The organism is Paenibacillus sp. J5 (genome assembly GCF_054955055.1).
Genome location: NZ_JBUEDD010000004.1, coordinates 128,446 through 154,096 on the forward strand (window position 1 = coordinate 128,446; position 25,651 = coordinate 154,096).

At 56.8% G+C, this 25,651-nt stretch carries 23 protein-coding genes; 21 read left to right on the plus strand and 2 right to left on the minus strand.

The window, feature by feature from the left end; genetic code table 11:
• The first annotated feature begins 53 nt into the window (after nt 1-53).
• From ACY1JZ_RS08030 to ACY1JZ_RS08095, 14 genes are all read left to right on the plus strand, one after another.
• Nucleotides 54-599, plus strand: a complete 546-nt coding sequence (locus ACY1JZ_RS08030; protein ID WP_462628788.1) for a hypothetical protein — start codon at nt 54-56, stop codon at nt 597-599.
• Entirely contained in the window at nt 600-863 is a 264-nt protein-coding gene (locus ACY1JZ_RS08035; protein WP_462628789.1) for an acyl carrier protein, read from the plus strand. It abuts the gene before it with no gap.
• Nucleotides 860-1,153 carry a hypothetical protein gene (locus ACY1JZ_RS08040; RefSeq protein ID WP_462628790.1) on the plus strand — a complete coding sequence of 98 codons (294 nt, stop codon included), beginning with the start codon at nt 860-862 and terminating at the stop codon, nt 1,151-1,153. Before ACY1JZ_RS08035 ends, ACY1JZ_RS08040 begins: the two co-directional genes overlap by 4 nt.
• Nucleotides 1,150-2,451 (plus strand): beta-ketoacyl-[acyl-carrier-protein] synthase family protein, encoded by a 1,302-nt coding sequence (locus ACY1JZ_RS08045; protein ID WP_462628791.1) that lies wholly within the window; start codon nt 1,150-1,152, stop codon nt 2,449-2,451. The genes ACY1JZ_RS08040 and ACY1JZ_RS08045 overlap by 4 nt, the downstream gene beginning before the upstream one ends.
• On the plus strand, nt 2,448-3,371 hold the full coding sequence (locus ACY1JZ_RS08050) for a beta-ketoacyl synthase chain length factor (RefSeq protein ID WP_462628792.1): 924 nt from the start codon (nt 2,448-2,450) through the stop codon (nt 3,369-3,371). The genes ACY1JZ_RS08045 and ACY1JZ_RS08050 overlap by 4 nt, the downstream gene beginning before the upstream one ends.
• On the plus strand, nt 3,349-6,264 hold the full coding sequence (locus ACY1JZ_RS08055) for an AMP-binding protein (protein ID WP_462628793.1): 2,916 nt from the start codon (nt 3,349-3,351) through the stop codon (nt 6,262-6,264). The genes ACY1JZ_RS08050 and ACY1JZ_RS08055 overlap by 23 nt, the downstream gene beginning before the upstream one ends.
• Nucleotides 6,264-8,594: a PEP/pyruvate-binding domain-containing protein gene (locus tag ACY1JZ_RS08060; RefSeq protein ID WP_462629059.1), complete on the plus strand. Its 2,331-nt coding sequence runs from the start codon at nt 6,264-6,266 to the stop codon at nt 8,592-8,594. The genes ACY1JZ_RS08055 and ACY1JZ_RS08060 overlap by 1 nt, the downstream gene beginning before the upstream one ends.
• On the plus strand, nt 8,591-9,211 hold the full coding sequence (locus ACY1JZ_RS08065) for a gamma-glutamyl-gamma-aminobutyrate hydrolase family protein (protein WP_462628794.1): 621 nt from the start codon (nt 8,591-8,593) through the stop codon (nt 9,209-9,211). Before ACY1JZ_RS08060 ends, ACY1JZ_RS08065 begins: the two co-directional genes overlap by 4 nt.
• On the plus strand, nt 9,198-9,962 hold the full coding sequence (locus tag ACY1JZ_RS08070) for a class I SAM-dependent methyltransferase (RefSeq protein WP_462628795.1): 765 nt from the start codon (nt 9,198-9,200) through the stop codon (nt 9,960-9,962). Before ACY1JZ_RS08065 ends, ACY1JZ_RS08070 begins: the two co-directional genes overlap by 14 nt.
• Nucleotides 9,963-9,973: 11 nt before the next feature.
• The gene (locus ACY1JZ_RS08075) at nt 9,974-10,705 is read left to right on the plus strand and encodes a phosphocholine cytidylyltransferase family protein (protein ID WP_462628796.1); all 732 of its coding nucleotides are present in this window, start codon (nt 9,974-9,976) and stop codon (nt 10,703-10,705) included.
• 20 nt (nt 10,706-10,725) lie between these two features.
• Nucleotides 10,726-11,781: a hypothetical protein gene (locus ACY1JZ_RS08080; protein ID WP_462628797.1), complete on the plus strand. Its 1,056-nt coding sequence runs from the start codon at nt 10,726-10,728 to the stop codon at nt 11,779-11,781.
• Entirely contained in the window at nt 11,778-12,296 is a 519-nt protein-coding gene (locus ACY1JZ_RS08085) for an adenylyl-sulfate kinase (RefSeq protein WP_270165411.1), read from the plus strand. Before ACY1JZ_RS08080 ends, ACY1JZ_RS08085 begins: the two co-directional genes overlap by 4 nt.
• 51 nt (nt 12,297-12,347) lie before the next feature.
• Nucleotides 12,348-13,166, plus strand: coding sequence for a helix-turn-helix transcriptional regulator (locus ACY1JZ_RS08090; protein WP_462628798.1), 819 nt, complete (start codon nt 12,348-12,350; stop codon nt 13,164-13,166).
• Between the two features lie 159 nt (nt 13,167-13,325).
• Nucleotides 13,326-15,704, plus strand: a complete 2,379-nt coding sequence (locus ACY1JZ_RS08095) for a helix-turn-helix transcriptional regulator (protein ID WP_462628799.1) — start codon at nt 13,326-13,328, stop codon at nt 15,702-15,704.
• 120 nt (nt 15,705-15,824) lie between these two features.
• Here the strand turns inward: ACY1JZ_RS08095 and ACY1JZ_RS08100 are convergent, their stop codons facing one another.
• Nucleotides 15,825-16,703 carry a LysR family transcriptional regulator gene (locus ACY1JZ_RS08100; RefSeq protein ID WP_270172611.1) on the minus strand — a complete coding sequence of 293 codons (879 nt, stop codon included), beginning with the start codon at nt 16,701-16,703 and terminating at the stop codon, nt 15,825-15,827.
• Between the two features lie 160 nt (nt 16,704-16,863).
• On the opposite strand from ACY1JZ_RS08100, the gene zwf reads away from it, so the two are divergent.
• The 7 genes from zwf (at nt 16,864) to map (ending at nt 24,412) form a co-directional block, all read left to right on the plus strand.
• Nucleotides 16,864-18,429, plus strand: a complete 1,566-nt coding sequence (gene zwf, locus ACY1JZ_RS08105; protein WP_462628800.1) for a glucose-6-phosphate dehydrogenase — start codon at nt 16,864-16,866, stop codon at nt 18,427-18,429.
• A complete protein-coding gene (tkt, locus tag ACY1JZ_RS08110; RefSeq protein ID WP_462628801.1) occupies nt 18,407-20,401 on the plus strand; it encodes a transketolase in 1,995 nt (664 codons plus the stop codon). The genes zwf and tkt overlap by 23 nt, the downstream gene beginning before the upstream one ends.
• A gap of 30 nt (nt 20,402-20,431) precedes the next feature.
• The gene (fsa, locus tag ACY1JZ_RS08115; RefSeq protein WP_270165406.1) at nt 20,432-21,097 is read left to right on the plus strand and encodes a fructose-6-phosphate aldolase; all 666 of its coding nucleotides are present in this window, start codon (nt 20,432-20,434) and stop codon (nt 21,095-21,097) included.
• 47 nt (nt 21,098-21,144) lie between these two features.
• Nucleotides 21,145-22,569 carry an NADP-dependent phosphogluconate dehydrogenase gene (gene gnd / locus ACY1JZ_RS08120; RefSeq protein WP_270165405.1) on the plus strand — a complete coding sequence of 475 codons (1,425 nt, stop codon included), beginning with the start codon at nt 21,145-21,147 and terminating at the stop codon, nt 22,567-22,569.
• A gap of 414 nt (nt 22,570-22,983) precedes the next feature.
• Entirely contained in the window at nt 22,984-23,130 is a 147-nt protein-coding gene (locus tag ACY1JZ_RS08125; protein WP_270165404.1) for a hypothetical protein, read from the plus strand.
• A gap of 172 nt (nt 23,131-23,302) precedes the next feature.
• Complete coding sequence (locus ACY1JZ_RS08130) at nt 23,303-23,488, plus strand: hypothetical protein (RefSeq protein ID WP_270165403.1); 186 nt, start codon at nt 23,303-23,305, stop codon at nt 23,486-23,488.
• Nucleotides 23,489-23,653: 165 nt separating this feature from the next.
• Nucleotides 23,654-24,412 (plus strand): type I methionyl aminopeptidase, encoded by a 759-nt coding sequence (gene map, locus ACY1JZ_RS08135; RefSeq protein WP_270165402.1) that lies wholly within the window; start codon nt 23,654-23,656, stop codon nt 24,410-24,412.
• Between the two features lie 100 nt (nt 24,413-24,512).
• Here map and ACY1JZ_RS08140 read toward each other — a convergent pair whose 3' ends face one another.
• A complete protein-coding gene (locus ACY1JZ_RS08140) occupies nt 24,513-25,280 on the minus strand; it encodes a hypothetical protein (protein ID WP_462628802.1) in 768 nt (255 codons plus the stop codon).
• Between the last annotated feature and the right edge of the window lie 371 nt (nt 25,281-25,651).

Genomic DNA, 25,651 nt, shown 5'->3' on the forward strand with positions numbered 1-25,651 from the left:
ATTTTAGGCTGCCCCGCTTCCCCGTACTGCTGATGAAAGGAGGTGAATACCCATTGGGCGACACCAATCGCTTGGAATGGATCATATTTCAACTGCTCGTCACCTCGAATAGCCGTACAACCGATCTGCTGGAGCTGATCGTCATGGATCGGCTTTTGCCTATCGTGGCGGGTCAATCGGAATTGGCCGGAGGGGTAATATGGCGTGAGTCCTTCCTCATGACGGAGAAGGATCAGCGCTATGTATCACAAAACATCGTAAGGATCAACCCGAATTACGTGCCGCCTGCGCTGCTGGGGCGAATCGTGCATGAGGGAGAAGGCATCGGCCACGTGCTGCGTGCAAGCGGCACAAGCGATCAGCGGCAGATGATTCGCAATGGCTGGCGGCGGGCAGAGGAGATTGTTGATCTCTTCGGTCAGCCGTATCAACTGAGCTTTGAGGAGGCTGGCTGGATACCGTTCAAGGAGTACAAGCTGATATTCCCGCCTTATGAGCAATGCGGGGCGCATATTCTCGAATATTTTAACCCGGATATGCTGCGAAGGACGATGGAATCGGCACTGCAATTCACTGTAAAGGAAGGAGAGTTGGTATAAATGACGAGAGAACATATCTATGAGGCTATTGTTCAGATGATTACAGGTCATATGAATCTCCCTATCGATCCACAGGCGATCGCCGAGGAGCTGCCGCTGGGGGAGGCGGGACTGGCGCTGGATTCGATCCAGATTATCGAGCTGGCTGCTCGTATTGAAGCGCAGCTAGGGGTGAAGCTGTCGGACAGCGAGCTGCTGGATGTGGGGGGGTATACGGTAGGCGAGCTGTTGACCACCCTGCAGACGCGGGCTGATGCGGTATGAAGGAGCCGCTGATTACGCTGGAGGAGATTCGGCAACTGCTGTTGGAAAATCAGTTGTATGTCGCGCTATCTGAGGAGCTTCGCTATGATTCGCGCATCGTGATGGATTCACTGTCTCTGCTCTGGTTTCTGGAGAAGCTGGAGCAGCGCCTGCAGTTGCGTCTGGAGCTGCAGGAGCAGGACTATGAGCGTTTTGATTCCATCCAGTCCATCCAGCAGCTCATTTCGGAACGTGCCGCCGCTGCATGCGGCATGGCTGGCGGCTCGGGAGAGAGGAGTGAACAAGGATGAATCGCGTCGTTATTTCGGGTATCGGGATGATGGTGCCCAGCGGCTTCGGAGAGGAGGCGGCGCGGAGCAGCGTGCTGGCAGGCGTGCATCAGTTCCGGCCGATCACTCGTTTCGATACTTCGCCGTTCCGGGCAGGGATAGCCGCCGAGTCGGCCTTTACGGGCAGCCTGCTGGAGCTGGGACTGCGCCTGGCAGCCGATGCTCTGACCTCGGCGGGGCTTGCCGATCTGTCCAGCTCAGCACTGGTGCTAGGCATACAGGGCGATTATAACGGCCTGCAGCACTACTGGCGCGAGCGTATAGACATGGGGACTCCGCAGGTGGCGGCTGGGCAAGCTGCCACTGCGGCTTCCAGCAGCCGCAGTGCAGCCTGGGAGAGCGAGTCTGAGGGAGCAGAGCCAGAGGGCGGGCGTCCTGAACGATTGCAATCCGAGCACATGGCGCCAGCGGCTGTCCCGGCCGTGGAATTTCTGCCGGCGTTCCATATGCAGACGATAGCAGAGCGCTACGGGATGAGCCCGCTGGGCACAAGGCTGTGCCTGAATAATGCCTGTATCGCCTCAAGCAATGCGATCGGGGTCGCCTATGAGCTGATTCGGCAGGGGAGGGCGAATAGTGTGCTATGTGGCGGCTATTCGCTCGTCACTGAGGAGATGTTCGCCAAATTCGATTCGGGCCGTGCCTTTGCCAAGGATGGCCGAGTGCGGGCGTTCTCTGCCAACCGTTCAGGCATGCTGCTCGGAGACGGCGGCGCCATGCTGGTGCTGGAAAGTCTGGAGCAAGCTGTTCGCCGCGGAGCAACGATCCATGCGGAGCTGCTCGGATGGGGGCTGTCCTGCGACGCCTTCCATGTCTGTCAGCCGCATCCGCACGGCGCGGGGATGGCGCTGGCGATCGAGCGCGCGCTGCAGGCATCCGGCTTGCCTGCGGATCAGATCGATTACATTCATGCGCATGGCACAGGTACGCCGCTGAATGACCGCAGCGAGACGGCGGCCATCAAGCAGGCGCTGGGGGCGGCGGCTTATCGAACCCCCGTCTCCTCGACGAAGACGGTGACAGGACATCTGCTCGAAGGCACGGGAGCGCTGGAGACCGCGCTATCGGTGCTGGCGATGAAGGAGGGCATCCTCCCGCCGACTGTCGGGTTCGAGCAGCCGGATGAGAGCTGCGATCTGGATTATGTCCCGAATGAGCCGCGAAGCGCCAGACTGCGACGAGTGGTCAATCTCAATGCCTCGTTCGGCGGCAATAATACGGCGCTGGTGCTTCAGCATCCCGAGGAGGTGGCGAGATGAGCAGAGGATGTCTGCGAGTTATCGCTTCGACTTGTGTAGGACCCTGGGGAGAGACAGTAGAAGGGATGGCCAATTACATCGAGTCGTGGTCGCAGCAAGCATCGGCCGCCTCTGCCGCAACGTCGGCAGACATGGAGCTGCCTCTGACAGCCGAGCTGGCTCCGGTGCCGGGCTTCATCGAGTCCACCTTCAATCCGCTCGTCTACCGGATCATTCAGATGCATCTGGAATCAGGGAACATCCACCAGCCCGAGAAGCTGGCCATCATCCTGGCAAGCGCGATGGGGGATACGGCAACGGCTGACTGCGCCAGCCGCAATCTGCTGGCAGGACAGGTTCATAATCCGCTGCTGTTCTACCAATCGGTGCCCAATTCGATCCTTGGATACGCTTCCAGACAATTCGGCTTCACCGGACGTATGACGGCGCTTGCCCACCAAGGGGACGGGCTGTCTGCGTTGCTGGAGATTGCCACGCTGTATAGCGAGCTGCCAGATGTCGGGCAGGTGCTGGTCATTGGTGTAGAGCTGCACTCGACCCGAGCGGATGAGCTGCTGGCTGAGCTGTCAGGGGATGCCACAGCAATGCGCTCCTGCGACCACGCCGTCTCGCTGCTGCTGGAGCGAAGCGCGAATGTGGATGCGCCCCCGGATAGGTCAGCCGACCAAGAGGATGAGCACGGCTGCGTGGATGCCTATGGTTCCGGAGATATGGCCATGGTCTGCATAAGCGAGATTGAATCGCGGCGGTCGGAGAATACCGATGGTGTTCGACGTGCGCGTCCGCTCTCAGGCAATCAGGGCCTGGCAGAGGTGGCCATCGCCGCAGAGCGAATGAGCCGAGGGGAGATGACGGGGCCGGCTGTGGTCTATGATGATCGATTTGGAGGGGGAGGCTATGCAGTTACACTCAATCGATAGGCAAGCATTTGGGCACATGCTCCTTGCCCATGCGGCGGCGCCAGATGACTTGGCGCTGAAATGCGCATCTGCTGTCACTTATGCGCGGCTGGAGCAGGAGATTGAGGAGCAGCGGTGCAGCCTGTCAGATGCCGGCGTTCAAGCCGGTGATCTGGTGGCGCTGCATGTCAAAAGCTCGCTGACCTTCATTACGCTGCTGTACGCGGTCTGGCGGCAGGGGGCGCAGGTGATGCTGCTGGACAGCAGGCTGAAGCAGGCGGAGAGTGAAGCGCTGCTGCAGCAGTATCAGCCCCATTACTATATCCGGTCGATCGGCAGGCAGAATCCGCTGGCGGCATTTGAGGATCGGGTAGAGGTGGAGATGATCAAGCTGCCAAGTCCGCAGCGGCTTCACAACCCGGATCATGCGCTCATCCTGTTCACCTCCGGCTCTACGGGCAGGCCGAAGGCGATCGGCAGGAGGCGGGAGGCGATTATACATGATATGTACAAGCTGACTGCCGAGCCGCTGATGAAGCCTGGCGACAGAGTGCTGACGCTCTCTCCGCTGACGCATACCTATGGTTTGCTGAATGGTCTGTTGCAGACGTTATACGTTGGCGCAACGCTTTATTTCCCGAGGAATAATCAGAGCGCGCACCTGCTGGAGACGCTGCGCGAGGAACGGATTACGATCATGTACGGTGTTCCGTTCCATTACCAGTTGCTGGCGCAAGCCCCAGCAGCCGCGCCGCTGGAGCATCTGAAGCACGCCATCTCCGCAGGGGAGGCGCTGTCGCTGGAGACGCATCAGGCGTTCTACTGCCGATACCGCGTATCGATCGGGCAGCAATATGGCACAAGCGAGACGGGGGTGCTGACGATGGACTGGGAGGGGCGTTGCCCGGAGAGTGTCGGCCGTCCGCTTCCAGGCGTTCAGCTTCGCGCCGAGCAGGGCGAGCTGCAGGCTGCGCTGCCGGAGAGTCCGTATCTGCCTCCTGCGGGATTGGAGCGCTGGCATGAAGGCTGGTTCAATATGGGAGACAGCGGCTATGTAGATCACGATGGCTATGTGCATGTCCAGGGGCGGTCGGACAGCATCAAAATTATCGGCGGACTGAAGGTGAATCTGCAGGAGGTAGAAGCCAAGCTGAAGCAGCATCCGCAGGTGCGTGAGGTACTGGTCTGTCTCTCTGAGGACAATCAACGAATTGAAGCTCATATCGAGCGGGAGGCGGGGCTGCAGGAGGCGGAGCTGCTGGCATGGTGCCAGGAGCAGATGGCAGACTACAAGCTGCCGCGCCGCTTCTGCTGGACCCCCCGACTGCCGCGAACATCGACTGGCAAGCTGCTGCGAATCCACCCGCATCTGCTGGAGAAGGAGGCGGAGCGGCTGCAGCGGCGCCTGCTTCGCGAGCCTGAGGAGCTGCCCGTGCTGCAGGAGCTGGGCGCCCTCTGCGAGCAGCAGGGCAAGCTGCTGGAGGCGCTGGATCTGTATGCGCGGGCGGAGCGGCTTGCTGCCTCCTCTGGAGCGGGGGCGATGCTGGCGCGTGAATGCGAGCGGCTGCGCGGGCTGGTCGGCGGCATGAGGCTGACGAAGCGCGACTATGCAGCGGCGCTTAACAAGGTGGTCAGCATCTATTGCTATGGACGAAGCGGCACCCACCTGCTCAAGAGCTTGCTGGACGGACACCCCCAGGTGATCGTGACCATGCTGAGCGGGCCGGAGCTGTTCAAGCTGTGGCAGACGCAGGTAGGGATGGCTGACGGGCGGCCGGACTTGGAGGCGCTGGTAGAGGCGATATTCGCTGCCTTCCCCGGTGAGTTCAATGAGGGGCGCGTGCTGGAGGAGCCGCGTATGAATGGCATGTGCGCGCTCGGCGAGGAGCGGGATCAGCTCTTTACGATCGATCGTGTCCGCTTCCGGCAGGAATGGCTGGAGATTGTAGAGACAGCAGAAGAGCTGGACCTGAAGCTATTCTATCAGTCTGTACATCTGGCGGCATTCGTTGCGCTGGGCGGAAGCTATAAGCCGGAGGCGGGAGAATTGCCGCTTATCGTGGAGGGGGGCATCCATTTCGGGACGAATGTCGCGGATACAGAACGTCTGCTTGCGCTATTCCCCTGGACCAGGCTGCTGTATATGGTGCGCAATCCGGTCATCGCCTTTGGTTCAGCGATGAATTACCAGCTCAAGGCAGGGCAAGCGACATTATACAATCTGTGTTTTCAGCTACAATCGCTGTTCCATGGTGTGCCTGCCAAGCCGGAATGGGCGGAGCAGACCTATGTGGTCAGGCTGGACGATGTGCATGCGCAGCCTGAGGCTACACTGCGGCTGCTCTGTGCCTACCTGGGCATGAGGTGGGAGGATAGCCTGCTGCGCAGCACGTTCGGCGGGATGAAATGGTGGAATTCGTTGACCTCCGAGCTGTTGTCCGGGTTCACAGACCGCACGGTCTCCAAAACCTATGACGAGCTGCTATCTCCTCTGGATAAGTCCAGGCTGGCCCGCATGCTGCTGGTCAAGTATCGGGCCTGGGGCTATGATTGCGAGCCTGGCGACATGAAGCAGAAGGTCGAGGCGGAGCGCGCAGGCGAGGAGGGAGCGGGCAGCGCAGCCGATGCCGATAGCGTGGAGGCGACAAGTCGTCATGGCGGAGCAGTAGGAGGCCAGAGCGAAGGGATCAGCGGCTATGCAGAGCTGGAGGAGCAGTTGAAGGAGCCCTTCCGGTTCGAGCAGGCATATGAGGCGGCGGCCGGACAGTCTGGAGCAGTTCGGGCTGTGATCTACCGGCTCTGCATGAAATTGCTTGCAGCAGAGCTGCAGATGGAGGAATCGGAGCGTGTGGAATATAAGGCGCTGCTGCTCTCCGGCATAGCCAGGCAAGGGAGCGGAGGGAGTGTGTCGTGATGGTGTTCGGTACGAAATCGGAGACGCTGGAGCGGTTGAAGGAGCGGGTAACCCAGGCGATCGTGCTTCCGCAGCTTCAATTTGCCGTGGAAGAGTGGCGAATGAACCAAGCCGGCGTATTGGAACGCTTGCGGAAGCTGCCCTGGTCGGGGCAGCCGCTAATTGTCCGCAGCAGCGCCGCCGGTGAGGATGGGGCGGAGGCCTCGCTCGCTGGACGATATGATTCGGTGCTGGATGTGCATGGCGAGGGCGAGGTCATCCTCGCAGTCCATAGCGTGATTGTCTCGTACCCCCAGCAGGACGGGGCGCTCCATCACGTATTCATCCAGCCGATGCTAGCGGATATCGCATCCAGCGGCGTCGCCTTCAGCGCCAACCCGAATAACGGCGGACACTACATCGTCATTAATTACGATGACAGCAGTGGAGCCTCCGATTCGGTGACGGCCGGGACAGGTGGGGGGCTGAAAACCTACTATTACTTTAAAGGCTCTCCCGAGCCGCCAGCCGAGCCGCTGGACAGAGTGATTGCCCTGATCAGAGAGCTGGAGGCGATCCTGATGACCTCACGGCTCGATATTGAGTTCGCATTCGATACGGCTGGCCGTCTCTATCTGTTCCAGGCCCGCCCGCTGGCAGCCGTCTGTGAGCCGGCAGATATGAGAGAACAGACCGAGCTGCTCCAGCGCATCCATGACAAGGTGGAGCAGGGGCAGCAGCGGCAGCCATATCTGTTCGGCAGCAAGACGGTGTACGGTGTCATGCCGGATTGGAATCCGGCCGAGATTATCGGCGTTCGCCCACGCCCGCTCGCGCTGTCACTGTACAAGGAGCTGGTAACCGACAGTATCTGGGCGTACCAGCGCAGCCGATACGGGTATCAGAATGTACGCAGCTTTCCGCTGCTAATCGATCTTGGGGGCGTTCCGTACATTGATGTGCGTGTCAGCTTCAATTCCTTTTTGCCGAGAGAGCTGGATGCGGCATTAAGCGAGAAGCTGCTCAATTACTATATGGAGCGTCTGATTGCCAATCCGAAGCATCATGATAAGGTCGAGTTCGAGATCATCTTCTCCTGCTTCACCTTCGACCTGGATCGGCAGTTGTCGGGCTTGCTGGAGCATGGCTTTGACCCTGCCGAGCTGGAGCAGTTGGCGCAATGCCTCAAGGAGCTGACCAATCACATCATTGGACCGGACAATGGTCTGCTGCGCAGTGATCTGGAGCGAATCGATGAGCTGGAGGCTCGGCGGGCAATCATCATGGACAGCTCGCTGGATAAGGTATCCCAGATCTACTGGCTGCTGGAGGATTGCAAGCGCTACGGCACGCTGCCATTTGCCGGGCTGGCCAGGGGAGGGTTCATCGCGGTGCAGTTGCTGCGCTCGCTCGTTGCGATCGATATTCTCTCTGATACAGACTATCAGCACTATATGAGCAGTCTGGAGACGGTCAGCTCGCGAATCAGCCAGGACTACAGTGAATTGGATAAGCAATCATTCCTGGATAAATATGGGCATCTTCGTCCTGGCACCTATGAGCTGTGCTCACCACGCTATGATGAGGCTCCGGAGCAATATTTCGCGTTCGAGCTGTCGCAAAATAGCAGTGACAAGCCGGATAAGCCGTCCTTCTCACTGTCTCTCGCGCAGTACCGGCGCATCCAGGCGCTGCTGCTGGAGCACGGCTTGCTTGGCGGCGATGTGCTGCAACTGTTCGATTTTCTCAAGACGGCGATTGAGGGGCGGGAATACTCCAAATTCGTGTTCACCAAAAGCTTGAGCGAGGCACTGCGTCTGTTCGGGGAAGTAGCGGCTGAATACGGCATCTCGAAGGAGGAGGCTGCTTATGCAAACATACTCGTCATTAAGCGAGCCTATGAGTCGGATGGGGATCTGCGCAGCCTGCTGCATAGCAGCATCGAGGAGGGCAAGCGACGGCACAAGGCGACATTGCAGTTGGAGCTGCCGCCTCTGATTACCGAGCCTGCTGATGTGTGGCGCTTCAGCTATCCCGAATGTGAACCGAACTATATTACGCTTCGTGAGGCGACGGGACGAGTCGTCTTCCCGGAGGATGAGCGCGACCGCTTCAAGGGAAGCATCCTGCTGCTGCCAAGCGCTGATCCAGGGTATGACTGGATATTCTCCACCGGGATTGCGGGCTTCGTCACCATGTACGGAGGCGCCAATTCGCATATGGCGATTCGTGCAGGCGAGCTGTCGATTCCGGCTGTAATCGGGGCGGGCGAGGTGCTGTACCAGCGATGCAGCCAGGCTGAGCTGCTCACGATTGATTGTGCAGGCAAGCAAATGAGGATTATTCGATGATCATGATTGGCGTAACGTTGCGCGTAGATGATTGGAGTGAGCGAGTGGAGCGGCGCGATGCGATCGATCAGCGGTGGATCAAGCTGCTGGTAGCCTGCGGCTGTATGCCTGTGTTGCTGCCTAACCATCTGCCAACGGTGAAGATGATACTCAGCCAGTTGACGATCCGTGGCTTCTTAATTACCGGGGGCAATGATCTGTCCAAGTATGGCGGAGACTCCCCGGAGCGCGAGGAGAGCGAGCGCTGGCTGCTCCGTTATGCGTGCAGCAGCGGCAAGCCGCTGCTCGGCGTGTGCCGCGGCATGCAGCTTATACAGGATTATTGGAAGGTGCCGCTGGAGCGAGTCGAAGGTCATGTAGCTGCTCGTCATATCGTGCATAGTGGCGACGGCAGCGCCTCCCGCAACAGTTATCACCGCTTCGGCGCGCGCACGACTGTAGATGAACTGGAGGTGACGGCCCGATCGCAGGATGGAGTGATCGAGGCCGTGGCTCACCGTGAGTTTCCAATTCGGGGCATCATGTGGCATCCAGAGCGGGAATACCCATTTGACACGACAGATATAAGCATGATCCAACAATTTTTCGAAGGAGAGAACGCATATGAAACATGGTGACTTTACATTGCTGGCCAAACAATATATACATCGTCCTGGTTACTCGGAGAGAGTGCTTCGCGTGCTGATGTCCCACACTGGAGCGGACAAGTCCCCGTTCACAGTGGCGGATGTCGGAGCAGGCACAGGGAAGCTGACCGAAATTCTGGGGGAGCTTGGCATGAAGGGAATGGCGGTTGAGCCGAATGATGCGATGCGCGAGGAGGGCATGCGCCTGCAAGCGGGCGGACAGCTATTCGAGTGGCGCAAAGGGTTCGCGGAGGAGACAGGGCTGGCGGATGCTTGTGCCGACTGGGTATTTATGGCGTCCTCCTTCCATTGGACCGACAAGCCGCGGGCGCTGGCAGAGTTCCACCGCATCTTGCGGGAGGGCGGACATTTCACAGCACTATGGAATCCGCGGAACATCGAAGGGAATGCGCTGCATGAGGAGATTGAGGCGCTCATCCGCCATTACGTGCCGGATCTGAAGCGGGTCTCGTCCGGGTCGCACAGCCATATGAACGGACTGGAGGAAGCGCTGCAGTCCACCGGGCATTTTGGCGACCTGCTGTTTGTGGAGGCGCCGCATCATGTCGACATGACCAAGGAGCGCTACCTGAATGCCTGGCGGTCGGTCAATGACATTCAGGTTCAGGCCGGGCCGGAGCTGTTCGAGCGAATTGTAGGCGAGATCGATCGCGTGCTTGGCGATGCGGAAACGATCCGTGTGCCGTACAAGACGCGAGCCTGGACGGTTCAGGCCAGGTAGGGGGAGGAAGGATGAGAGCGATTCTACTTGCCGCCGGTCGCGGCAGCCGCCTGGGAGAGCTGACGAGGCAGGAGCCCAAATGCCATACGGTGCTGCTGGGCAAGCGTCTGCTTGACCGTCAACTGGAGGCGCTCCGGGCGGCGGGCATCAGCGAGATTGCGATCGTGCGCGGCTACAGGGCAGAGCAAATTCAGGTCGATGGCGCTACTTGCTTCGACAATGAGCAATGGGAGCATACCAATATGGTGTCCAGTCTATGCTGCGCGGCCTCCTGGCTGGAGCAAGGGCCATGCATCGTAAGCTATACGGATATTGTATACAGCCCTTCCGCGATAGAGCAGCTCCTGCAAGCCGAGGAGGATATTGCGATTCCCTATAGCACGCAATGGCGCTCCTTATGGGAAGCGCGCTTCGAGCATCCATTAAGCGATGCCGAGACCTTCAGGCTGGGGGCGGATGGACGTCTAGCGGAGATTGGCGGCGTGCCGGCAACTATGGAGGAGGTAGAGGGGCAGTTCATGGGCTTGCTGCGCGTGACGCCTGCGGGCTGGGAGGCCATCCGTACCTATCTGGCTGGTCGCAGCGCCCAAGAGAGAGCGCAGATGGATGTAACGAAGCTACTTGCGGCACTCCTGCGCGAGGGCGGCGCAATCGCTGCACTTCCCTATGAGGGGCTGTGGCTGGAGGTGGATCAGGAATCGGATCTGCGTCTATATGAACAGAGGTACAAGGATGTATTATAACCTGGAAGGAGGCGGCCTACGTGGTGAAGCTCGCGTTTGAGCCGTACAATGCAAACCGGATTGACTGCTACTGGAATAATGTTGTCGCTATACTGATGACCAGGCATGAGGAGTTTGAGGCGCTGGTTCCGCTCGTGGCGTCGCAATATGTCATCCCTGTCCCCAAACGGGAGATCATCTCGGCAGCAGAGTTCACCGATAGGCAGCGGAACGGCTTGCTGCTGCCCTATCTTACAAGAGAGCTGCCTGACGAGCTGTGTGATCGCTATATAGAACGTACCGAGCTGTCGCTAGGCCGCGACACGGATATTGTGGAGCTGGTGAGGCAGTATGTGCGCGGCGGATACTATTGCGTTGTGCGTCTGGACCGCTACCATTTCCCGTTCTGCCCGGAGTCGTTGCAGCGAAGCCTGGTTCATCCGGTGCTGGTGTTCGGCTATGATGATGAACGGCAAGTTGTATATGCGGTCGAGGATTGCATCCCTCCTGGCAAGATGAATGTATATGAGTTGAGCTATGAGAGTCTTCAAGGCTCCTATAATTCCGTGGCGGAGACGGAGCTGTTCGGCTTGTCACTGCGCGTGCTGCAGGAGCGGATGGACAAGGGTGCACCTTGCGGCGTGATTCGCAACAATATTCACAGACAGCTCTACGGGGAGCCGGTGGAGACGGAGCAGCAGATACTGCTGCATGGGCTTGCGGCCGTGGAGTATTATCGCGAGCACTTCGCTGAAGCGGCGCTTGCGATGAGCGGTCAGGATGTTCACGCTAATCTGCGCTTATCCTATCCGCTGTTCTACCAGCAGCGCAATCTGATGCTTGTCGGCTATCTGGGTGGCAAGGGCATCTTGAGCAATCGGGAGCAAGAGGAGCTTCATCGCGGATTCCAGGAGCTGTGCAATGCGTGGGGGCTGATTCGTACCAAGCTGATACAATATTACATCAAGCCGGAGCGTCCGTCTGTCCAGGACTATGCTGCGGAGATGGAGCCTTACCTGGAGGGCTGTCTGAAGGAGCGTGAGCTGCTATTGCAACTGTTGGCAGCTCTGGAGCGGGCAGGAGTGGAGGCCAGTTGAGCAGCCAGGGGAGAGTATATTGGATTACGGGTCTTGCTGGCGCAGGCAAGACCTCCATCAGCAAGCTGCTCTATGCGAAGCTGAGGGAACAGCGCGATGGCGTTGTTCTGCTGGATGGCGATATGCTGCGCGAGGCATTCGGACATGATCTGGGCTATTCGAGAGCTGACCGTTATACGAATGCGATGCGTTATGCAAGGCTTTGCCGCATGCTGTCGGAGCAGGGGCTGGATGTCGTGTGTGCCACGATCTCGATGTTCCACGATTGCCGTGCCTGGAATCGTAAGAGCATTGCGGATTACTGTGAAGTCTATGTGCGAGTATCTGCGGCCACGCTAATGGAACGCAATCAGAAGGGGCTGTATGCGGCAACAGGCGAAGGACAGAAGCAGGCGCGGAATGTGGTCGGGCTCGACCAGGCCTTTGAGGAGCCGCTGCAGCCAGATCTTGTAGTCGATAATGACGGGCAGACCCCGCTGGAAGCTATCGTGGCGCAGATCATGCAGTTGCCATAATGCATCGACGTGTCGGAGCCATGCCCGCAACAGAAGGGAAGCCAGACCGTAATGAAGATTCAATTGTATTCCTTCATATCCCAACAGTCGTTGACGGTGAACAGGAAATCTATACGACCGCTTCAACTGATCCAGCAGAATCAACACATTCTGCTGCAGGCTCTTCATCCGTTAAGCTTGCTGCAGGGGCCGCGCGCAATGGAGATGGCCAAGGGCGACGTGATGCTGGCCGCAGGCCCGCTCGACATCACCCCGCAAGCGAATCACCCGGTTAGCTTCCGGGCGATGATCTTCGACGTGATGGAGTCGCCATCGGCGGAGCAGGCAAGCTGGGCAAGGCCGATTACAGAGACGGAAGCCCGCAGCAAAGCGGAGCGACTGCTCGAAGCACCGCTGCAATCCGAGCAGGAGATTGCAGTGGCTGAGCGAGGGCTGCAGCGAATTGTTGCCGCTTGTCCTCTACAGCCATGGAGTGGTAGAGAGGTGTCTTACAGACCGCAGGAGCAGGTGGAACAGCGTGTAGCCTCTGTCTATCACTATATGCTGACTCATTGCGAGAAGCCGCTTACGCTGCAGGAGCTGTCTCATCTGGCCGGATGTCACCCTGTCTATCTGAGCAATATGTATTCACGTGTGTACCAGGTATCTCCGATGCAGCACTTGCAACAGATTCGAATGAGCAAGGCCAGTGTATACGTTCGCAGTACCAAGATGAAGATTAAAGAAATCGCGCTTTCTCTCGGCTATGTCTCTAGCTCGCAATTTGGCTCCATCTACAAGCGTTACTACGGCGTGTCGCCGAACCGCGATCGTGTAGCGGCGAGAATGAGGCTGAGTCGCAATGAGACCCGGGAGGAAGAGCAAGGATAAGGGCGGCGTCCTCTGTATCGGAGGGCGTCCCTCAATTAAAGTTCTATAGTTTGTGAAGAACAATGTATAGTCTATAATCTTGTTCCTGCTGTGGACAGCCTATATACTTGGTTGAAAGGAATAATATGCTAATTCAACCATGTGAACGGAGCTGGAGCAATGATGATGAAGTGGTATTGCCGCGCGCTGCTTTCGTATATCCCCATGTTGTTTATCATCATTTCTTCCCTTATTTTCTTCTCCTTTATGGCACTTACTGCCGCCTCTGAACATGACTATATCGAGACCAACCAAGCGATACTGGACCGCATTGCTTATCAGGCTGATGCGAATCTGTTGCTCATTGAACGCAATGTCATCAGCCGACTGTTGACAGATAAGGAGCTGCAGCAGTTTTTCTCGAACCAACCCAAGACCGCCTATGATCATCTTCATATTCAGCAATCGCTCATTGAATTGAAGGCTGCTCTGCCCTTCCACAGCTCGGTCTATGTCTTCAATCAGGAGGAGCAGCGCATTATGTCCGAGGGGGGGGCATATGAGCTGACGGAATTTGCGGATCGCTCCTTTGTCCAGACGAATGATGCACAGGCTGTCCCGGCACAATGGTCAGCGCCCCGTTCGCTGCTTGCCTATGACGGTAGCACAAGTCAGGTTGTGTCGCTTATGAAATATTACGAGGAGGGCGGAGTCAGACGAGGGGCCATCGTTATTAATGTATATACGGACTCGATATTGGAGTATGTGAACAGTTTTAGTGAAAGCGTTACCAGTCCGATAAGACTGATGTATGGAGACGAGATGGATCAGGCGGCTTCAAGGCGCGGAGGCACAGAGGCCATATCGTACAGTGTAGCTCCCTCCGAGTATACGGGATGGGGATATCGATGGGAGATCGGACAAGGCACAAGCTATGAAACGTTGTCGCTGGCGGCACGCCTCTGGTTGGGGCTGGCGATACTGATCGCGGCAGCATCGCTTGTCGGATTTACCCTTGTTGTGCATAGACGCCCAGAACAATTGACGGCGCTTGTCGCCAGCCGGATTGCCGTCTGGCCGCGAGGGCAGACGGGGGCGGGTACGAGCAGGATCAAGAGCGGCGTGGCTGAGTATGGGATAAGTGCCGCTGAAGGTCAGAAGCCGACGGAGTACGCAGCGCTGAAGCGTGCAGAGGAAGAGGAGGGCTACACTCTCTTGGCACAGACGCGCAAGTCGACCGATTCCATGCGTAAGCCAGCGGGGAGCTGTACAGATGAAGAAGCTCGTCTGGCGGAAGTGGCGGGATTGCAGGCAGCAGAGCCATTCGTGGCACTTGTGATCGATGAGGAGGAGGTTCAGTTGCGCAGCCAGCGGCTATTTCATGACTTGCTGGCGGGACATGTCATACTGACCGATGATCAGTTCATCTGTCGTATGTCGCAGTTGCAGCTTCCGTATGCTTTTGACCGGATGGGAGTATTCGCCGCAGAGATCGATAAGATATCCCCCTTTACAGAGCATTATTCTGCACAGGACCGGCAACTGCTCAAATATGTGGTCGAGCAATCCCTGCGCGAGCTAGCCGAGCAGCATGGGCTGTTTGCCTGGCAGGTGTGGATGGAGCCGTATCGTCTGGCCTGCGTTGTTCACCAATTCAGGCAGGAGCCCGCGCCGCTCATGACGGCGGGGGAGCTGGCGGCGGCCTGGCAGAAGTGGATCAGGCAGTATCTGCAGCTCACCCTATCGATCGGCGTCGGGGCCGATTCGAACAGCATCGAGACGATTGCTGAATCCTACCGCAATGCACAGGATAATCTGTCGCTGAAGCCGGTATTCGGGGTCGGGGCATGGATTGACAACAAGCTAGGCGCATCCAAGAGCAGTCTGGACAGCTATGCCTATCTGCAAGCTCTGGAGAGTGTGGTGCGCTCCTTGCGTCTGCAGGATGAAGATTGGCAAGACAAGCTGATGCAGTGGATCACAGAGCTGCGAGACAGGAGGATAACGAAGCAAGAGCTGAATATGCTTGTACATAGTGTGGTGCTGCAAGTAGAGAAGGAGCTTCTCGTCTTGCACCCGAACATTCAACAGCAATGGAAAGAGGAGTTTATACACCGTTTTGCCGATTTGAAGGAGTGTGTAGAGACGCTGGATGAGCTGGAGAAGCAGCTTGCGAAGGAGTTGACGGCCTTCGCCCGTGTAATCGAGCAGGAGCGTGAGCTGCGCCGTCATCATCATCTTGCGCTGCAAGCCAAAAACTATATTGATCTGCACTTCACCGAGCCCTCCCTGTCGCTGGCTTCGGTAAGCGCGATGCTGAATTTGCGTCCTAGCGCCTTGAGTCAAATTTTCAAGGAGGAGCTCGGGATCAAATTTGTGGATTATGTCATTCGAATTCGGCTGGATCATGCCAGACGAATGCTGGCGGAGACAGATGAGCCGATTCAGGCGATCGCTGAGCAGAGCGGCTATCCTAATGTGATTTCCTTCTATCGCGCATTCAAGAAAGTGCTGGATATTCCGCCAGGCGAATACCGCAGTGTGTATCGTGCGCTATAGAGCTGGGCTCCAGCCAGCTACATGACAGTATGACAGTGTACCCTTCGAGCCTCCCGTCCGTATCTGCGGCAAACGCTGCAAACATCGGACGGGAGGCTTGCTTGCGTAGCGGCTGCCCGGTTACTTGACCAGATCCATGAAGGTGGTTGCAGTTACCGTCAGCGGCATATTGCGCATCGTCATTATGCCCACATTGGAGGGGGGCAGCGGCACATTGAGCTGTACCTCGAATAACGAGCCCTCCTCCAGCTCCTTGGACACGAACTCCCGCGTTACGAAGGAGATGCCCAGTCCCCGACGGGCGAACTGGATGAGCAGATCCACGCTGCCCACCTCGATCTCGGGACGCAGCGTATAGCCATAGCTCTGGAACAGCTCGGTAATCGCCATTCGGGCCCGACTGTTGCGGGAGAATAGAATGATGGGGTAGCGCTGAAGCTGCTCCAGCGTAAGCACCTCATTTATGAGCTGAGAGTAAGTCTCGCCCGCCACAAAGCAATCCTGTAGCTGGATGGTTTCCCGTACCTCCAACTGTGGATCGACGATCGGCATGCGCACAACCCCCAGATCGATCTTGCCTTCCTTGAGAAAGGAGATGACCTCTGGTGTTGTGCCATGGTTCAGATGGAGCCGGATGTCTGGATATAGCTGGTGGAACAGCTCCAGATAAGGGAGCAGGTAATGCTTGAATAAGGAATCGCTGCCGCCGACTCGCAGCTCGCCGCTCTCCAGACTTTTGAGTGCGGCCATCTTCTCCTCGGCTAATGTAATCAGAATGTGAGACTGTTCAATATAGGAATACAGCATCGTCCCCTCTGGCGTCAGCGTTACGCCCTTAGCGGTACGTTGAAACAGCGTGAGTCCGAAGCTATCCTCCAATTGCTTGATCGCGTGGCTGACGCTGGGCTGGGTCAGGTAGAGTGCCTTGGCTGCTTGCGTCAGGCTGCCTGTCTTGGCGGCCCAGTAGAACACCTTGTACAGCTCGTAATTGTTAGTCATAGACATGGTCTATAGCTCCTGTTAAATATATTAATTACTTATATGGCTGCTAAACATATTATAGTAGATGTATAACAAAGAAGCCAGAGCAGGTGGTTGGCAGGCGCATGCGGCATTCGCTGCATAGGGACGCCTACGCTCTGATGAAAGGGGTAAGGAGATGGAGCCAGTAACATATGTATTGTTTGGCGCGACGGGGGATTTGGCTAAGCGGAAGATCTATCCGGCCTTGTTCAATCTGTTCATCGACCGGAAGTTGCCTCAAGCCTTCTCCTTGATTGGTCTTGGGCGCAGAGAGCATACCGATGCCTCGTTCCGTGCGCATGTGGCGCAATCGCTGCAACAATTTTCCAGAAGACAGGCTGAGGATGCTGCTCAGGTGGAGCAGTTTCTGCAAGCTTTCCAATATTGCGTATTCAACATCGGGCATCAGGAGGATTACCGCAAGCTGCTCGGCATGGTTGAGCATCGCGAGCAGCAACTGCAGATGTCTCCGAACCGGCTATTCTATCTATCGGTAGGGCCGGAGTTCTTCGGTACGATCGCTGCTAACATCCAGGAGAGCGGACTCGGATCGGCTGCCGGGTGGAAGCGTCTGGTCATTGAGAAGCCATTCGGGCATGATCTGCAATCCGCACGCGAGCTGAATGAGAAGCTGAGCAAGGCATTCGCGGAGGATGAGATATTCCGCATCGACCATTACTTGGGCAAGCCGATGGTACAGCGGCTTGAAGCGCTGCAGCAGACGAATCCCGTCATTCAGGCACTCTGGAACAACCGTTACATCGCCAATGTGCAGATTACCGCTAACGAGACTGTTGGTGTGGAGGAACGCGCCGGTTACTATGATCATGTTGGCGCTGTGCGCGATATGTTCCAGAATCATATGCTCCAGTTGCTCATGATGGTTGCGATCCAACTGCCGCATAAGAGCCATTCCGAGCAGGTGCGCGAGAAGAAGAAGCGGGTGATGGAGGCGCTGGAGCCGCTCCAGCGTCAGGATGTCGGGACATATGTTGTGCGCGGTCAATACGGGGCGGGCAGCATTCAAGGCAAGCAGGTCGATCCATACCGCTCCGAGCCGGGCATCTCCTCCGATTCGATGAACGATACGTTCATTGCGGCCAAGCTGGAGATCGATGATTACTTCTGGCGCGGCGTGCCGTTCTATATCCGCACAGGGAAGAGGATGCATGAGAAATCGACCCGGATCGTGGTGGAGTTCAAGGAGCCGCTCAAGCATTCGCTGCCGCCTGAGGAGCAGCATGTGCTGCCGAACCTGCTCATTGTCGAGATGAGCCCTGGCGAGAGCATCACGCTGCGGATGAATACGAAGGATAATGATACCGGCCAGTTCTCGCCGATTCATATCGATCTGCACCCGAACTATGGCGAGCAGCCGGAGGCTTACGAGAATCTGATCCATGATGCGCTGCGCGGCGACTCGACCTTCTTCGCCCACTGGGATGAGGTAGAGCTGTCATGGGCTTGGGTACAGCCGATCCTGGACGCTTTCCGTGAGAATGAAGTGCCGCTGCATCACTATGCAGCAGGGTCTTACGGCCCCGTGCAGTCCAGTCAGCTACTGGAGCGCGATGGCTTCCACTGGTGGTTTGACAAGCCGGAGGCGAGCAGCTCTGCTAACGGGCAGGAGACAGACGCAAGGTCTGTGCAGCAATCCGAAGCAAAGGAAGGGGAACACTATGCCTACAACATCAACCGTTGAACAATTAGCAATTGATACAATTCGTACCTTATCCATCGATGCAATCAACAGTGCCAATTCCGGTCATCCGGGTCTGCCGATGGGGGCGGCTCCGATGGCGTACACGCTATGGGCGCAGTTCTTGCAGCATAACCCGGCGCATTCCAAGTGGTTCAACCGGGATCGATTTGTTCTGTCGGCAGGTCACGGCTCGGCGCTGCTGTACAGCCTGCTGCATCTGTCCGGCTATCAGGTATCGCTGGAGGATCTGAAGCAGTTCCGCAAGCTGAACAGCAAGACGCCAGGCCATCCTGAATTCGGGCATACCGATGGCGTCGATGCGACGACCGGCCCTCTCGGACAAGGGATCGCGATGGCAGTGGGCATGGCGATGGCCGAGGCGCATCTGGCTGCGAGGTTCAACCAGGAGAGCTATCCGGTCGTGGATCATTATACGTATGCGCTGGTTGGCGACGGCTGCCTTATGGAGGGCATCTCGTATGAGGCGATGTCGATGGCCGGGCATATGAAGCTGGGCAAGCTAATCGTGCTGTATGATTCCAATGATATATCGCTGGATGGAGAGCTGAGCCTGTCCTTTGGGGAAAACATTCAGAAGCGTGCGGAATCGGCGAACTGGCAGTATCTGCGCGTCGAGGACGGCAACGACATCGGTCAGATCGCTGCGGCGATCGCCGCAGCCAAGCAGCACGATTCGCAGCCAACCCTGATCGAGGTGCGGACGATTATCGGCTATGGCAGCAAGGTGCAAGGCACGAACAAGGTTCACGGCAATCCGCTCGGCAAGGAAGAGGCGAAGGCGACCAAGGAAGTGTATGGCTGGCCCTATGAGGAGGAGTTCACCGTTCCTCAGGAGGTTCGCGCTCACTTCGAGCAGTTGAAGAGCCAGGGCCAAGCGCAGGAGGATGAATGGAATCGGCTGGTAGCCGCCTATCGCGCGCAGTATCCGGCTCAGGGAGAGGAGCTGGAGCGGATCATCGAGGGCAAAGTATCGCTGAGTGCTGAGCAGCTATTGACCTTTGATTCCTCGAAGGCGATCTCAACTCGCGTAGCGAGCGGCGAGGCCATCAATCATTATGTCCGCCTGGAGCCGTCGATCTTCGGCGGCAGCGCCGACCTGTCCCATTCGACGATGACGGACATCAAGGGCGAGCAAACCTTTGCCATCCAGTCTTATGCTGGTCGCAACGTCTACTTCGGTGTGCGCGAGCATGCGATGGGCGCGGCAGGCAACGGCATGGCGCTGCACGGCGGCGTGAAGCCGTTCGTCAGCACGTTCTTCGTGTTCAGCGATTATCTGCGGCCGTCGATTCGTCTGGCTGCGCTGCAGAAGCTGCCGGTCATCTATGTGTTCACGCATGACTCGATTGCTGTCGGGGAGGACGGCCCGACCCATGAGCCTGTGGAGCATCTGGCCGCGCTGCGGACGATTCCGGGTCTGACGGTCATCCGTCCGTCGGATGCCAATGAGACCGCGAGTGCATGGGCCTGGGCGCTGCAGCAGCAGGATGGTCCGGTCGCGCTCGTCCTCAGCAGGCAGAACCTGCCGGTATTCGAGGAGACCCGCGGGAACATCGACCGTGTTGCCAAGGGCGGCTACGTTCTGACGGAGACGAACAGCAACCCGGATGTCGTGTTGATTGCGACAGGCTCTGAGGTCTCGCTGGCTGCGGCGGCGAAAGCTGAGCTGGAGAAGGAGCAGGTCTCTGTGCGGGTCGTAGCTATGCCATGCCGGGAGCTGTTCGACCGTCAGCCTGCGGCCTACCGGCAGAGCGTGCTGCCAGATGCGGCATCGCGCCGGATTACACTCGAGGCGGGCATTGCCCTTGGCTGGGAGCGGTATGCTGGACCAGGGGGCAAGGTGCTATCGATCGATACGTTCGGCGCATCGGGCTCAGGGCCGCAGGTGATGGAATATTTCGGCTTCTCGACCGAACATGTGGTACGATTGGCTAAGGAATTGCTTGCATAACCAAACTAACAATAAGCGGAGGTAATGGAAATGAAATTTTTTATCGACACAGCAAACCTGGAAGACATTAAGAAAGCCTATAAAATCGGTGTCCTGTCCGGCGTCACCACTAACCCGTCTCTGGTGGCCAAGGAAGGCGTAAAGTTCGAGGATCGCATTGAGGAGATTTTGCGCGAGGTGCCTGAGGTGGAGTCGGTATCCGCCGAGGTAACGCCAGATGCTGTTACAGCAGAAGAGATGATTGCGCAAGCCAATGAGCTCATCAAGATTAACAATAACGACAAAAATATTACGATCAAGCTGCCTATGACGCTGGCAGGTCTGGAAGCATGCCGCTACTTGTCCCAAAAAGGCGTGAAAACCAACGTGACGCTCATCTTTACTGTGAACCAGGCGCTGCTGGCTTCCCGTGCAGGCGCGACCTACGTATCGCCGTTCCTGGGTCGTCTGGACGACATCTCCGAGGATGGCGTGCAACTGGTTGCCAGAGTAGCCGAGCTGTTCCGCGTCCATAACCTGGATACGCAGATCATCGCTGCATCCGTGCGTCACCCGGATCATGTCACTCGTGTAGCGCTGGCGGGCGCGCATATTGCCACCATTCCATTCAGTGTGATCGAGCAGCTCTCGAAGCATCCGCTCACGGATCAGGGCATGGAGAAATTCGCTGCAGACTGGAAGAAGGCTGTTCAGTAAGAGGCTGTTAATAAGCGCTCGATTAAAATGACAGGAGGGTCAAGCAAGTGAGCAAACAACAAATCGGAGTCATCGGCCTGGCGGTAATGGGCAAAAATCTGGCCATGAATATTGAGAGCCGCGGCTTCTCTGTTGCATTGTACAACCGTTCGCCGGAGAAAACGGACGATCTCCTGAAGGAAGCGCCGGGCAGAAACTTCGTCGGCACCTACAGCATGGAGGAGTTTGTCGGGGCGCTGGAGACACCGCGCAAAATCTTGATTATGGTACAGGCCGGTCAGGCGACGGATGCGACCATTAATCAGTTGGTTCCGCTGCTTAGTCCTGGCGATATCCTCATCGACGGCGGCAACGCCTATTTCCCGGACACACAGCGCCGCAACAAGGAGCTGTCCGCACAGGGCTTCCGCTTCATCGGTGCAGGCGTGTCCGGCGGCGAGGAGGGCGCCCTCAAGGGGCCGGCGATTATGCCGGGCGGACAGCAGGACGCCTATGAGCTGGTGGAGCCGATCCTGACCGCGATCTCCGCCAAGGTGAACGGCGACCCTTGCTGCACCTATATCGGGCCGGATGGCGCTGGACATTACGTCAAGATGGTGCATAACGGCATTGAATATGGCGATATGCAACTGATCGGCGAAGCCTATCATCTGCTCAAGGATGTGCTTGGTGTAAGCACAGAGGAGCTGGCGAACATCTTCAGCGAGTGGAACAATGGCGAGCTGGACAGCTATCTGATTGAGATTACAGCCGACATCTTCACGAAGACAGACCCGGACACCGGCAAGCCGATGGTAGATGTGATTCTGGACTCTGCCGGCCAGAAGGGGACGGGCAAGTGGACAAGCCAGAGCGCACTCGATCTGGGTGTGCCGCTATCCATCATTACGGAATCGGTATTTGCTCGCTTCATCTCGGCTCTGAAGGAAGAGCGCGTCGCTGCGAGCCAGAAGCTGAGCGGCCCTGCGGCTACTGCATTTGACGGCGACCGCCAGCAGTTTATAGAGGCAGTGCGCCAGGCGCTGTATGCGAGCAAGATCGCTTCCTACGCTCAGGGCTTCGCACAGATGCGAGCTGCCTCGGAGGCGTATGGATGGGATCTGAACTATGGCAGCATCGCAATGATCTTCCGTGGCGGCTGCATTATCCGTGCCCGCTTCCTGCAAAATATCAAGGATGCGTATGACCGGAATCCGCAACTGGCGAACCTGTTCCTTGATGACTACTTCGGCGGCATCGTTCAGCGCTATCAGTCGGCATGGAGAGAGGTTGTTGCTATTGCGGTCACACGTGGCATTCCGGTGCCGGCCTTTGCATCTGCACTGGCCTACTACGACAGCTATCGCACCGAGCGTCTCCCAGCCAATCTGCTTCAGGCACAGCGTGACTATTTTGGTGCACATACGTTCGAGAGAGTAGATAAGCCTGGCAAGTTCCACTACCAGTGGATCGAAGAGCAAGGCGAAGCTTAATATCGATGGGGATCGCCCCGGTTTTGCAGACGAAGCGGAGTTGCTTCTGGCTGCAAGACCGGGGCTTTGTATTTGGAGCCGGAGGGAGCTGACATTATCGTCATGAAAGCCATTATTAATAGAAGAAACAGAACCAGTATACTCGTGAAATTTGCATGACAATTCGGGAAAAGGGCCGAAAACAGCTTGACACATTACAAAATATTGGATATAAAGTTATAATCTACACTTTAGTGGCGAATACCGCGAATCGTGTCGGCGCGTATTCCGCGAGCCTTCTGCGCTTTGTGCCTGGCTAAGAAGAGGAGGAGAAGTATTGGCAAGCCGCTTGGATGGAACGCATTTGAAACGGAGGTGGGTTTTAGATATAATTAGCCCTATACCAGCTAGTAGGACAAGGAAGGAGGATGAGCGATGGCAGGAGATTGGATAACATGGGCGCTCGTCGTATTCGGCGTACTGGTGGCGATCGTCGGAGTGATTGCATATATCCGCATGGTGTCGCCAACCTCTTCCGAACGTCCATTTCCCAAATCACCAGGAAAAGAAAAGAGGGAGTAGCTCTTGCTTTTCTAATGCGTATCATAATGTTATAATATAAAGGAATCAAATATCCGGCTGACCATGATAAGCCTGAACCGAATGGATTGCTTGAGCTAAGGAAGATTACGATAGCGCACGATGGCTCTCGTAATGAATTAGGACGACCAACCACTATATGGGAGGGGATTTCATGGCCAAGAGAAGCCATAATGAAGTCAAAGACAGTCTCAAGGAACTGACGAGAATTTTCCAACCGAAAGACCCGAGAAAGTTCGTTCGTGACTACATTCGCAAGTACAGGATTACGGGCGGATATGAGGATGAGTTGACTTCTGTGGTCGAGCATGAACTTGGGAAGATCAATTCGGTCAGCTAAGCCGGATGCATTGGTCAAATGACGTATATGACGAGCCTTGCCCTCTGTGGGCAAGGTTTTTTGTGTTGCCGGCTGGATGGCAGGCAGTGGAATAATGTGGAATGATTGCCCTGCGGAGGACATATGGTGCTGGTAAAGCCGTAATATGCCAGGGGGAATAGAACGATGGGCAATGCACGAAGGATTCGCACGCCAGAGCAGATTGCGCGCATCGGACGTGCTGGCGCAGTTGTTGCTGCATGTCACCAGGAGCTGCGCAGTCGACTGCGTCCAGGGATGACAACAGCTCGGATCGACCAGTTTGTCGAGCGCTATCTCCGCCGCCACGGCGCCAGAGCGGCTCAGAAGGGCTACAAAGGGTTTCCGTATGCCACCTGTGCGTCCGTCAACGATACAGTATGCCATGGCTTTCCTGATGACCATCCGCTTAGCCTTGGAGACCTCGTAACGATCGACATGGTCGCAGAGCTGGACGGCTGGCTGGCTGATTCGGCCTGGACCTACGCGATCGGCAAGCCGAAGCCAGCAGATGCGCTGCTGCTGGACGCAGCCAGACAAGCGCTCTACGCCGGTATTCGAGTAGCGCAGGCTGGCAACTATATCGGCGACATCGGGGCAGCCATCGAGCGCTGTGCACAGCGGCAAGGCCTGTCTGTCATCCCCGACTTTATCGGGCATGGCATCGGTCGGGCGATCCATGAAAAGCCCGAGGTGTTCCATACAGCTTCACAAGGAAGGGGCGAGAGGCTGGAGGAGGGAATGGTGATCACGATCGAGCCGATCCTGACGGCTGGCGATCCATCGACCTTCACACATAGCGATGGGTGGACGGTCACGACACTTGATGGAAGCCGTACAGCTCAGTACGAGCACACGATTGCCATTACGAAGGGCATGCCCCTCATTCTGACTCGCCAACGTTAATGCGACCCTTGTGACATAGCGTAGCAATTGCTGCGTATCAGCCAGATAGAGGAAGCGCCAGCGCCTCCCTTATCTGGCTTGAGTCGCTGGCGCGAAGTGACTAATGAATGGGAGACGGAGGGGCTGGCGCTCTTCGGAGCTCATTAATCGAGATGGGAAGCTTCTTGCCGTTGCCAAACTGATAGTTCACAAAGGTATTGAAAGCGCCTGTCCATGGCTCCAGCGGCTTGCCAGCCCAGGCAATCTTGGCATAGTCCACCATTTCGTTCACGAATTCCTGATTCGCTGAGATATGCACTTCCTCGACCTTCGGCACAAACTGCCGGATTCGAGCGGCGATCGTCTGCTTGAGTTCACCTGACAGCTCATTGAGATCATTGACTGAGAAATAAGAGTTATACGGTGTGATCAGCTTCTGGTTATTGTAATAGGGCGTGCCGTCGCGGGCATTGTATACCCCTTCGTTCGTCCCCGTATTGTCCTGCTCGCGTGAGGCGGCGCCTCCACTTCTCTTGGTTCCGACAGCCGTCCAGTCGAGCGCAATGCCGGCATAGGCATTCTTGTCCGTCAGCATGACGATCGCAGTGGCGACGCCATTAATTGCTCCAACCTCGCGCGATAGCATCGAGCTGTATTCGAAATAACGGTTGCTGTGCTGGTTAGATCGACCTGTCTGAGACCCGTACAGCCGTGGACCGACCATCTTCGGGTCCCCCTTTTGCTGAGAGCCGTAATCATAGTCGCTGTCTTGAACGCGCCGCGTATAATTGCACCCGGTTATGGAAATGCAGAGAAGACAGGACAAGAGCGCAAGCAGCGCCGCGCGGCGGCAGCGATGCCTTCGGGTGCGATATGTGCCATATAGCATGGTTGGCTAGCCTCCTTGAGTTCATTTAGTGTTAGCTTCTGCGGAGGCGAATGAAATATACGTCGCGAGACGATACATAATCGACCATAGCTTTGGTGAAAATGGTAGAGAATAATTCCAAACCGTCTTTTGTTTCAGTTTTAAGAACAATTTGTGAACTCTTTGTGGAACATTGACAAAAAGTTGTTACAACTTTATATTTAATAAGTAATTCAAGTTGCAGAAGTGTGTGTGAAATGGAGTAAAAACCGCACAGTTGCCTGTCTTGACCTGCCATTTTCGGTACAACCTTGCCCTTGACATCCTTCGGAATGCTGGCGCAGAAAAGTTCGAAATTGGAAGGCTATACCTCTGTCTGTCGGTGCAAGCGG